The 9551-nt window shown below is 62.1% G+C and carries 13 protein-coding genes; 9 read left to right on the plus strand and 4 right to left on the minus strand.

Going from position 1 to position 9551, the window contains the following annotated elements; translation table 11 throughout:
- Nucleotides 1-8: 8 nt before the first annotated feature.
- Together lipB and DACI_RS02060 are read right to left on the minus strand one after the other, a co-directional pair.
- The gene (gene lipB / locus DACI_RS02055; RefSeq protein ID WP_012202349.1) at nt 9-734 is read right to left on the minus strand and encodes a lipoyl(octanoyl) transferase LipB; all 726 of its coding nucleotides are present in this window, start codon (nt 732-734) and stop codon (nt 9-11) included.
- On the minus strand, nt 731-1048 hold the full coding sequence (locus tag DACI_RS02060) for a YbeD family protein (protein ID WP_012202350.1): 318 nt from the start codon (nt 1046-1048) through the stop codon (nt 731-733). The genes lipB and DACI_RS02060 overlap by 4 nt, the downstream gene beginning before the upstream one ends.
- Nucleotides 1049-1333: 285 nt before the next feature.
- Here DACI_RS02060 and DACI_RS02065 point away from each other — a divergent pair, with 285 nt between their 5' ends.
- The 9 genes from DACI_RS02065 (at nt 1334) to DACI_RS02105 (ending at nt 8573) form a co-directional block, all read left to right on the plus strand.
- Nucleotides 1334-1816, plus strand: coding sequence for an ATP synthase subunit I (locus DACI_RS02065; RefSeq protein ID WP_012202351.1), 483 nt, complete (start codon nt 1334-1336; stop codon nt 1814-1816).
- Nucleotides 1817-1837: 21 nt separating this feature from the next.
- The gene (gene atpB, locus DACI_RS02070) at nt 1838-2701 is read left to right on the plus strand and encodes a F0F1 ATP synthase subunit A (RefSeq protein ID WP_012202352.1); all 864 of its coding nucleotides are present in this window, start codon (nt 1838-1840) and stop codon (nt 2699-2701) included.
- A gap of 51 nt (nt 2702-2752) precedes the next feature.
- Nucleotides 2753-3001 carry a F0F1 ATP synthase subunit C gene (atpE, locus tag DACI_RS02075; RefSeq protein WP_011803767.1) on the plus strand — a complete coding sequence of 83 codons (249 nt, stop codon included), beginning with the start codon at nt 2753-2755 and terminating at the stop codon, nt 2999-3001.
- Between the two features lie 35 nt (nt 3002-3036).
- Nucleotides 3037-3507: a F0F1 ATP synthase subunit B gene (locus DACI_RS02080; protein ID WP_012202353.1), complete on the plus strand. Its 471-nt coding sequence runs from the start codon at nt 3037-3039 to the stop codon at nt 3505-3507.
- A 12-nt stretch (nt 3508-3519) separates the two neighbouring features.
- Complete coding sequence (locus tag DACI_RS02085; protein ID WP_012202354.1) at nt 3520-4059, plus strand: F0F1 ATP synthase subunit delta; 540 nt, start codon at nt 3520-3522, stop codon at nt 4057-4059.
- Between the two features lie 48 nt (nt 4060-4107).
- Nucleotides 4108-5661, plus strand: coding sequence for a F0F1 ATP synthase subunit alpha (gene atpA, locus DACI_RS02090; RefSeq protein WP_012202355.1), 1554 nt, complete (start codon nt 4108-4110; stop codon nt 5659-5661).
- An 18-nt stretch (nt 5662-5679) separates the two neighbouring features.
- Entirely contained in the window at nt 5680-6552 is an 873-nt protein-coding gene (atpG, locus tag DACI_RS02095) for a F0F1 ATP synthase subunit gamma (RefSeq protein ID WP_012202356.1), read from the plus strand.
- A gap of 34 nt (nt 6553-6586) precedes the next feature.
- Complete coding sequence (gene atpD, locus DACI_RS02100; RefSeq protein ID WP_012202357.1) at nt 6587-7996, plus strand: F0F1 ATP synthase subunit beta; 1410 nt, start codon at nt 6587-6589, stop codon at nt 7994-7996.
- 160 nt (nt 7997-8156) lie between these two features.
- Nucleotides 8157-8573, plus strand: coding sequence for a F0F1 ATP synthase subunit epsilon (locus DACI_RS02105; RefSeq protein WP_012202358.1), 417 nt, complete (start codon nt 8157-8159; stop codon nt 8571-8573).
- 65 nt (nt 8574-8638) lie between these two features.
- Here DACI_RS02105 and DACI_RS02110 read toward each other — a convergent pair whose 3' ends face one another.
- Complete coding sequence (locus tag DACI_RS02110) at nt 8639-8899, minus strand: hypothetical protein (RefSeq protein ID WP_012202359.1); 261 nt, start codon at nt 8897-8899, stop codon at nt 8639-8641.
- Nucleotides 8900-9007: 108 nt separating this feature from the next.
- Nucleotides 9008-9550: a TPM domain-containing protein gene (locus DACI_RS02115; RefSeq protein WP_012202360.1), complete on the minus strand. Its 543-nt coding sequence runs from the start codon at nt 9548-9550 to the stop codon at nt 9008-9010.
- Nucleotide 9551 lies beyond the last annotated feature (1 nt).

Consider the following 9551-nt stretch of genomic DNA (forward strand, 5'->3'; position numbering starts at 1 on the left):
TTCTGGATTCAGGGGGCTAGGCGGCGCTGCAACTGTCGTCCCAGCACGCGCGCGGCTTCGTCCCAGGTTGTCTGAACGCCGATTGTAGAAAGGTCCACCGTTTGCAGTCCTGCATAGCCGCAAGGGTTGATTCGTTCGTAGGGTTCCAGGTCCATGGCGGCATTCAGGGCAACGCCGTGATAGGTGCAATGCCGGCTGACCTTGATGCCCAGGGCTGCAATCTTGCCCAGCCCCGAAAAATCGGGCTGGGGCGCGGGCGAGCCGGGTACACGCAGTTGCGGGCGCTGGGCCAGCATGGCGTGGCTGCGAGGATCGTCGAGACGCACGTAGATGCCGGGGGCGCCTTCCACGCGGTGGCCGGTGATGCCGAAATGCTCCAGCGTGCGGATGACCGCATCTTCGATGCGGAACACGTATTCCTTGACGAAGTAGCCCAGGCGCTGCAGATCCAGCAACGGATAGGCGACCACCTGGCCCGGGCCGTGGTAGGTGACCTGCCCGCCGCGGTTGGTTGCGACCACGGGAATGTCGCCAGGGTTCAGCAAGTGGTCACTTTTCCCGGCAAGGCCTTGCGTGAAATGCGGGGCGTGCTCGCAGATCCAGAGCTCGTCGCGCGTGCCGGCATCGCGGCCGCTCGTGAATGCCTGCATGGCCTGCACCGTGGCTTCGTAGTCGGTACGGCCCAGCAGGCGCAAGTCCAGCGTCTGCGCAAGCTCGGCGGCTGGGGCGCTCAAAGCACCACTTTCACAAGCGGGTGCGAGGTGAATGCCTGGTACAGGTCATCGAGCTGCTCGCGGCTGGTGGCTGTCACCGTGACGGTGACACCCAGGTATTTGCCGCTGCTGCTGGGGCGCAACTCGATGGTGCTGGGGTCAAAAGCGGGGTCGAAGCGCTCGGCGATCTGGGTGATTTCATGCACCAGATGCTCGGCCTTGATGCCCATGACTTTGATGGGAAACTGCGACGGGTACTCGATCAACGAGTCCTTGCGCGGGTCCGCGCCCGGCGCGGCTGCTGGTGCGGAGGAGGGGGTGGGGGCGTCGGTCATAGGTGAATCAAGGTTAATCGCTTGGCGTTGGAGGCGATTGTGCGCTATCGTTCGCGGCCATGTCGCAGCCTGGGGCTGCCGCGCCGCCGGTCACGAAACTCCACACACAACAAACAAGCTGCCTGCGGTGCGAGGCTGGCGTTGTTGGCCTGCTGCCACACAGCCAGGCTGCCGCCGCCGTTTTGGGCATGCCCGTAACAACCCCTATCGTTCGGCAGGGGTTTTTACTTATAATCAGAGGCTTTGTGAAAAAGTCTTGTCTGGTCTGCGGCCTTCGAGAACTCAATGAAAAACTACGCCGCTGACACAGACGCTGACAGGGAACTTGAGGGCGAGGATTCCGACTTCAAGCCCCTGACCTCCGAGGAGGCTCAGGAGTGGCGCACGCGAAACCCGCAGATGTCTGTGTGGCGCTTCGTGGTGGTCCAGGCGGTGGTTGGCGTGCTGGTGGCACTGGTCGCGTGGCTGGTGACGGGGCGCGCCGAGGTCGGATGGTCGGCTGCCTATGGCGCCTTGTCGGTGGTGCTGCCGGCTGCGCTGTTTGCGCGCGCCGTCGTGCGCAAGAGGCCGGGCGGCGCTGCAGCCGCCATGGTGGGAATTTTTGGCTGGGAACTGGTGAAGCTGGTGCTGTGCATTGCCATGCTGGCGGCTGCACCCAAGCTGGTCCCGGGGCTGAGTTGGCTGGCGCTGCTGGCGGGCTTGGTGATCGTCATGAAAACGTATTGGGTCGCGCTGATAGTGCGGGCCAATGTCCGAAAAACCGATTGATATTTGAAGAGAAGTTGACCGATGGCCGCAGACGCGCACGCACCTACTGCAAGTGAATACATCGTTCACCACCTGCAGCACCTCCAGAACATCAAGCAAAAGTCGATCATCGACTTTTCGGTCATCAACCTGGACTCGATCGTCGTCAGCGCCACGCTGGGCGTGCTGAGCCTGTTCGTGCTGTGGCTTGCCGCGCGCAAGGCCACATCGGGCGTTCCGGGCCGCTTCCAGGCGGCTGTAGAGCTGCTGGTCGAGATGGTGGACAACCAGGCCAAGGCCAACATCCACAACGCGCAAAGCCGCAAGTTCATCGCTCCCCTGGCACTGACCGTGTTCGTCTGGATCTTCATGATGAACGCCATGGACATGCTTCCCGTGGACCTGCTGCCGGTACTGTGGCAGGGCGTCCAGGGTGACTCGCACGCCTACCTGCGTGTCGTTCCCACGGCTGACCTCTCGACCACGCTGGGCCTGTCCTCGGCCGTGCTGATCCTGTGCTTCTTCTACAGCATCAAGATCAAGGGCATGGGCGGCTGGGCCCACGAACTGGTGACCGCTCCGTTCGGCACCAGCAAGAATCCCGTGTTTGCACTGATCCTGGGTGTTATCAACCTGGCCATGCAGATCATTGAATATGTCGCCAAGACGGTTTCGCATGGCATGCGACTGTTCGGCAACATGTACGCTGGTGAGTTGGTGTTCTGTCTGATCGCTCTGATGGGCGGTGCGGCTGCCATGTCGCTTTCCGGTGTGTTGCTCCCCTTGGGGCACATCATTGCAGGCTCTATCTGGGCGATCTTCCACATTCTGATCATCACCCTGCAGGCCTTCATTTTCATGATGCTGACGCTGATCTATCTCGGCCAGGCACATGAAGCCCACTGACCATTTCCTTTCCCTCTCAACCTTTCTCTTTCTTTAATCTCAGGAGTCATCATGGAAAACATTCTCGGTCTCGTCGCTCTGGCTTGTGGTCTGATCGTTGGTCTGGGCGCTATCGGCGCTTCGATCGGTATCGCCCTGATGGGTGGCAAGTTCCTGGAATCGTCGGCACGTCAGCCTGAGCTGATCAACGAACTGCAAACCAAGATGTTCATCTTGGCCGGTCTGATCGACGCTGCCTTCCTGATCGGTGTTGCTATCGCTCTGCTGTTCGCTTTCGCCAACCCCTTCGTCCTGGCCTAAGCTCCGATCAACGCCCTAGATAGAAAGGTGTTGCCGTGAGTATCAACGCGACCCTGTTCGTCCAGGCCATCGTTTTCCTGATCCTGGTGCTGTTCACGATGAAGTTCGTGTGGCCCCCGATCGCGAAGGCGCTGGATGAACGAGCTCTGAAAATCGCCGATGGCCTCGCTGCTGCCGACAAGGCCAAGACTGACCTGGCCGCCGCCAACAAGCGCGTCGAGCAGGAACTGGCCCAGACGCGCAACGAAACGGCATCGCGGCTTGCGGACGCCGAACGCCGTGCCCAGGCCATCATCGAAGAAGCCAAGGCCCGTGCCTCCGAAGAAGGCAACAAGATTGTTGCTGCTGCCCGCGCCGAGGCCGAGCAGCAGACAGTCCAGGCCCGTGAAGCCCTGCGCGAGCAAGTGGCTGCGCTGGCCGTCAAGGGCGCCGAGCAGATCCTGCGCAAGGAAGTGGATGCCGGCGTCCATGCCGACCTGCTGAACCGCCTGAAGACCGAGCTGTAAGGAAGAGCAAACATGGCAGAACTCGCCACCATTGCCCGTCCTTACGCAGATGCCCTGTTCAAGGCCAGCACCCAGCAGGGTGCTGACCTGTCCGGCACTGTTGCCTGGGCGGAGGAATTGGCGGCGATTGCCGCCAATCCGCAATTGCGCCAGCTGGCCGACGACCCCAAGGTGACCGACGAACAACTGTTCGACGTCATCAGCGGCGTGGCCGGCTCGGCATTGCCTGATGCCGCTCGCAACTTTCTGCGCGTCATCATTGAAAACGGCCGACTGCAAGCCCTGCCAGAAGTGGCGGCTCAGTTTCGCAGCCTCGTGAACCGCGCCGGTGGCTCGTCCGACGCCGTGGTTCAAAGCGCTTTTCCCATAGATGCTGCCGCTCTGGCTGCCCTCGGGACTTCGCTGGAGAAGCGTTTCGGCCGAAAGCTGAACCTGTCGGTGCAGCAAGATCAGTCCCTGATCGGTGGCATCCGCGTCGTGGTGGGTGATGAAGTTCTTGACACGTCCGTCAAGGCCCGCCTGGAACAAATGAAAGCGGCCCTCATTGCGTAACAACGCGACTGAGGTCTCGGCTAACCAAAGCTAAAGAAGGAAAGAGTCATGCAACTCAATCCCGCAGAAATTTCTGAACTGATCAAGAGCCGCATCGAGGGTCTGGCTGGCAGCAGCGACATCCGTAACGAAGGCACCGTGGTTTCGGTGACCGACGGTATCGTGCGCGTGCACGGCCTGTCGGACGTGATGCAAGGCGAAATGCTGGAATTCCCCGCAGGCAAGGATGGCCAGCCCTCCTTCGGCCTGGCGCTGAACCTCGAGCGCGACTCCGTCGGCGCCGTGATTCTGGGCGAGTACGAGCACATCTCCGAAGGCGACACCGTCAAGTGCACGGGCCGTATTCTGGAAGTGCCCGTCGGCCCCGAACTCATCGGCCGCGTGGTCAACGCCCTGGGTCAGCCGATCGACGGCAAGGGCCCGATCAACGCCAAGATGACGGACGTGATCGAGAAGGTCGCTCCCGGCGTGATCGCACGCCAGTCCGTGGACCAGCCCCTGCAGACCGGCATCAAGTCCATCGACTCGATGGTGCCCGTCGGCCGTGGCCAGCGCGAACTGATCATCGGCGACCGCCAGACCGGCAAGACCGCCGTGGCCATCGACGCCATCATCAACCAGAAGGGTCAGGGCGTTACCTGCATCTACGTTGCGATCGGCCAGAAGGCTTCCTCGATCAAGAACGTGGTGCGTGCCCTGGAGCAGGCCGGCGCGATGGAATACACCATCGTCGTGGCTGCCACCGCTTCCGAATCCGCTGCCATGCAGTACGTGTCGGCCTACTCCGGCTGCACGATGGGCGAGTACTTCCGCGACCGCGGCGAAGACGCCCTGATCGTCTATGACGACCTGTCCAAGCAAGCCGTGGCCTACCGCCAGGTTTCGCTGCTGCTGCGCCGTCCCCCGGGCCGCGAAGCCTTCCCCGGCGACGTGTTCTATCTCCACAGCCGCCTGCTCGAACGTGCAGCCCGCGTGAATGCCGACTACGTCGAAGCCTTCACCAAGGGTGAAGTCAAGGGCAAGACGGGTTCGCTGACGGCACTGCCCATCATCGAAACCCAGGCCGGTGACGTGTCGGCCTTCGTGCCCACGAACGTGATCTCGATCACGGACGGTCAGATCTTCCTGGAAACCAGCCTGTTCAACGCCGGTATCCGCCCCGCCATCAACGCCGGTATCTCGGTGTCGCGCGTCGGTGGTGCTGCACAGACCAAGCTGGTCAAGGGCCAGTCCGGCGGTATCCGTACCGACCTGGCGCAATACCGTGAGCTGGCTGCCTTCGCGCAGTTCGCCTCCGACCTGGACGAAGCCACCCGCAAGCAGCTGGACCGCGGTGCCCGCGTGACCGAACTGCTCAAGCAGGCCCAGTACAGCCCCCTGTCCACCGCTTTGATGGGCGCTTCGCTGTTCGCAGTGAACAAGGGCTACATGGACGACATCCAGGTCAAGCAAGTGCTGGCTTTCGAGTCTGGTCTGCACCAGTTCCTGAAGACCAGCCACGGCGCCCTGATCGACAAGCTGAACGCTTCCAAGGCCATGGACAAGGATTCCGAAGCCGAATTGAACGCCGCCATCGCTGCGTTCAAGAAGTCGTTCGCTTAAACCGGACGAGGAGCCATCATGGCAGCAGGTAAGGAAATTCGCGGCAAGATCAAATCGGTGGAAAACACCAAGAAGATCACCAAAGCCATGGAAATGGTGGCCGCATCCAAGATGCGCAAGGCGCAGGAACGGATGCTGGCTGCACGCCCGTACAGCGAAAAGATCCGCAACATTGCAGTCCATCTTGGCCAAGCCAACCCCGAGTACGTGCACCCGTTCATGCAAGTGAACGGTGATGCAAAGACAGCCGGCGTCATCGTGGTGACGACGGACAAGGGGTTGTGCGGCGGCATGAACACCAACGTGTTGCGTGCTGTCACGGCCAAGCTGCGGGAGCTGCAGGATCAAGGCGTGTCGGCAGAAGCAGTGGCCATTGGCAACAAGGGTCTGGGCTTTCTGAACCGTGTCGGCGCCAAGGTGGTTTCGCACGCGACGGGTCTGGGCGATACGCCCCATCTGGAAAAGCTGATCGGCCCTGTGAAGGTGCTGCTCGATGCATATGCAGCGGGCAAGCTGAGCGCGGTGTACCTGAGCTACACCAAGTTCATCAACACCATGAAGCAGGAATCGGTGGTGGAGCAGTTGCTGCCCCTGTCGTCCGAGAGCATGCAGGCCGAGAAGACGTCTGGCCATAGCTGGGACTACATCTACGAACCCGACGCGCAGTCCGTGATCGACGAGCTGCTCGTGCGCTACGCAGAGTCCCTGGTCTACCAAGCTGTCGCGGAAAACATGGCGTCCGAGCAATCGGCGCGCATGGTGGCCATGAAGGCCGCTACCGACAACGCCGGCAACGTCATCAGCGAGTTGAAGCTGGTCTACAACAAGACGCGTCAGGCAGCCATCACGACCGAACTGTCGGAAATCGTGGCTGGCGCCGCTGCTGTGTAAAGCAGCTCAACAGACAAACTAATTGGAGCAAAAAATGGCTCAAGTGCAAGGCAAGATTGTTCAATGTATTGGCGCTGTGGTGGACGTCGAGTTCCCCCGCAACGCAATGCCCAAGGTGTTCGATGCCCTGAAGCTCGACGGCTCGGCCCTGACGCTGGAAGTGCAGCAACTGCTGGGTGACGGCGTTGTGCGTACCATCGCCCTGGGTTCGTCCGACGGTCTGCGTCGCGGCCTGATGGTGTCCAACACCGGCAACCCCATTACCGTGCCCGTGGGCAAGGCGACGCTGGGTCGCATCATGGACGTGCTGGGCAATCCCATCGACGAACGCGGTCCCGTGGATCAGGCGCTGACGGCTCCCATCCACCGCAAGGCACCGGCTTATGACGAGCTGTCGCCTTCGCAGGAACTGCTGGAAACCGGCATCAAGGTGATCGACCTGATCTCGCCCTTCGCCAAGGGCGGCAAGGTGGGTCTGTTCGGTGGCGCCGGTGTGGGCAAGACCGTGAACATGATGGAGCTCATCAACAACATCGCCAAGGGCCACGGTGGTCTGTCGGTGTTCGCCGGTGTGGGTGAACGTACCCGCGAAGGCAATGACTTCTATCACGAAATGTCGGACGCCGGCGTGGTCAACCAGGAGTCGCTGAACGACTCCAAGGTGGCCATGGTCTACGGCCAGATGAACGAACCCCCGGGCAACCGTCTGCGCGTGGCGCTGACCGGCCTGACCATGGCCGAAGCCTTCCGTGACGAAGGCAAGGACGTGCTGTTCTTCGTGGACAACATCTACCGCTACACGCTGGCCGGTACCGAAGTGTCCGCTCTGCTGGGTCGCATGCCTTCCGCCGTGGGCTACCAGCCCACGCTGGCCGAGGAAATGGGCCGCCTGCAAGAGCGCATCACCTCGACCAAGGTCGGTTCGATCACTTCCATCCAGGCCGTTTACGTGCCTGCCGATGACTTGACCGACCCCTCGCCTGCCACGACGTTCGCCCACTTGGACTCGACCGTGGTGCTGTCGCGTGACATCGCTTCGCTGGGTATCTACCCCGCCGTCGATCCGCTGGACTCCACCAGCCGCCAGCTGGACCCCCAAGTCGTGGGTGAAGAGCACTACAAGGTGGCCCGCGAAGTGCAGGGCACGCTGCAGCGCTACAAGGAACTGCGCGACATCATCGCCATTCTGGGCATGGACGAGCTGGCTCCCGAAGACAAGCTGACCGTGGCCCGCGCCCGCAAGATCCAGCGTTTCCTGTCGCAGCCTTTCCACGTGGCCGAAGTGTTCACTGGCGCTCCCGGCAAGTACGTGTCGCTGGCTGAAACCATCCGTGGTTTCAAGATGATCTGCGCTGGCGAGTGCGATCACCTGCCCGAGCAGGCCTTCTACATGGTTGGCACCATCGACGAAGCCTTCGAGAAGGCCAAGAAACTGGCGGCTTGAGCCTGCGGCACCCCCTGAGCGACTGCGTCGCTTCCCCTTCTCTACCCGCTTCGCGGGGGAGGGGGACGACACCCTCGCTGCGGGGCGGCCCTTGCTCGGTGTCCCCGATCTGGGCCCTGCCGGTTCCAAGTTCCAGTCCCACCTTTTCTGAGGAGCAAAGATGAACACCATCCACGTTGATGTGGTCAGTGCCGAAGAGTCCATCTTCTCCGGTGAAGCGCGCTTTGTCGCCCTGCCCGGTGAATCCGGCGAACTGGGCATTTTTCCCCGCCACACTCCGCTGATCACGCGCATCAAGCCCGGCTCGGTGCGTATCGAGATGGCGGACGGCAGCGAAGAGTTCGTCTTCGTGGCCGGCGGCATCCTGGAAGTGCAGCCCAACTGTGTGACCGTGCTGTCCGACACCGCCATCCGCGGTGCCGACCTGGACGCCGAGAAGGCCGAGAAGGCCAAGCTCGAAGCCGAGGAAGCACTGAAGAACGCCAAGAGCGAAGTCGATCTGGCACGTGCCCAGTCCGAGCTGGCCGTCATGGCAGCTCAGATCGCGGCCCTGCGCAAGTTCCGCCAAAAGCGCTGAGCCCTCCCGGGACCAGCCGCAAAAAAGCCGCCTTCGGGCGGCTTTTTTCATGGTGCGCAGGCGTCTCAGTCGCCGCAGCGGGCCTGGTACACGTAGGTCACGGCATTGTCCTTGGGGTCCACCGTGCGCGACTTGTGCGTCACGGCCTTGGCGGGCACGGGGCACAGGGCGCGGATCTGTTGCTCGCAGCGCTTGGGGTCGTCTTCGCGCAGCTTGCAGCTGAGCACATAGTCATATTCCTGCGAGTCGTCGAGGATGGGGCTTGCACAGGCGCTCAGGGTCAGCACGGCGGCCAGCAGGCCCAGGCGGGCCAGGGTGTTCTTCATGGTGTGGATGCTCCTTGATGAAATGGCGTGACGCTATCACAGCCTCCGTGCCCGCGATAGCTTGATGAAGGGGGTGGCTCGGCCCGGCCTGCGCAGCCTGCCTGCCTTTCAGTGGTGCTGTATCACGACAGCATCGGGAAGATTGTCGCTGCCATCGTGCACAGGCTGCAGCGGGTCACGCGGAAAGTTGGTTTCAAGCAGCAGGCTCACGCGCTCCAGGGCTGCTGTCATGCCCATGGCGTAATGGCCGCCCTGAAAGGCGGCACCCATGTCGCTGATCAGCGTTTGCCATTGTTCCGCCGGCAGGGTGCGCGCCAGGGCGCGGTCGGCGACGATTTCGATGGCGTGGTCGGCCAGCAGCAGATAGATCAGGGCACCGTTGTTGTGTTCGGTATCCCAGACGCGCAGCTTGCCGAACAGCGTGATGGCGCGCTCGCGCGGCGTGGCGTCGCGCCACAGGTAGCTGGGCGGCAGTCCGGGTTCGACGCAGATGCGAATCTGGCCTGTATGGCGCTGCTCGCTCATGGTGATCAGGCGCTCCAGCTCCGCCAGGCTTTCAGGCGGGAGTGCACGGCGCAACTGCCCTTCGGCCCAATGGTGGCGCAGCAGCCGGAGCAGACGCTGAACAAAGCCTGTGATTGCAGCCGCCATT

The sequence above is a fragment of the Delftia acidovorans SPH-1 genome (assembly GCF_000018665.1).
Classification (GTDB): Bacteria; Pseudomonadota; Gammaproteobacteria; order Burkholderiales; family Burkholderiaceae_C; genus Comamonas; species Comamonas acidovorans.

Bases quoted from the DNA above. Each gene is read 5' to 3' on its own strand.
- DACI_RS02060 (WP_012202350.1), bottom strand. From the start codon at position 1,048: ATGACCGACGCCCCCACCCCCTCCTCCGCACCAGCAGCCGCGCCGGGC.
- DACI_RS02065 (WP_012202351.1), top strand. From the start codon at position 1,334: ATGAAAAACTACGCCGCTGACACAGACGCTGACAGGGAACTTGAGGGC.
- atpB (WP_012202352.1), top strand. From the start codon at position 1,838: ATGGCCGCAGACGCGCACGCACCTACTGCAAGTGAATACATCGTTCAC.
- atpE (WP_011803767.1), top strand. From the start codon at position 2,753: ATGGAAAACATTCTCGGTCTCGTCGCTCTGGCTTGTGGTCTGATCGTT.
- DACI_RS02085 (WP_012202354.1), top strand. From the start codon at position 3,520: ATGGCAGAACTCGCCACCATTGCCCGTCCTTACGCAGATGCCCTGTTC.
- atpA (WP_012202355.1), top strand. From the start codon at position 4,108: ATGCAACTCAATCCCGCAGAAATTTCTGAACTGATCAAGAGCCGCATC.
- atpG (WP_012202356.1), top strand. From the start codon at position 5,680: ATGGCAGCAGGTAAGGAAATTCGCGGCAAGATCAAATCGGTGGAAAAC.
- atpD (WP_012202357.1), top strand. From the start codon at position 6,587: ATGGCTCAAGTGCAAGGCAAGATTGTTCAATGTATTGGCGCTGTGGTG.
- DACI_RS02105 (WP_012202358.1), top strand. From the start codon at position 8,157: ATGAACACCATCCACGTTGATGTGGTCAGTGCCGAAGAGTCCATCTTC.
- DACI_RS02110 (WP_012202359.1), bottom strand. From the start codon at position 8,899: ATGAAGAACACCCTGGCCCGCCTGGGCCTGCTGGCCGCCGTGCTGACC.
- DACI_RS02115 (WP_012202360.1), bottom strand. From the start codon at position 9,550: ATGGCGGCTGCAATCACAGGCTTTGTTCAGCGTCTGCTCCGGCTGCTG.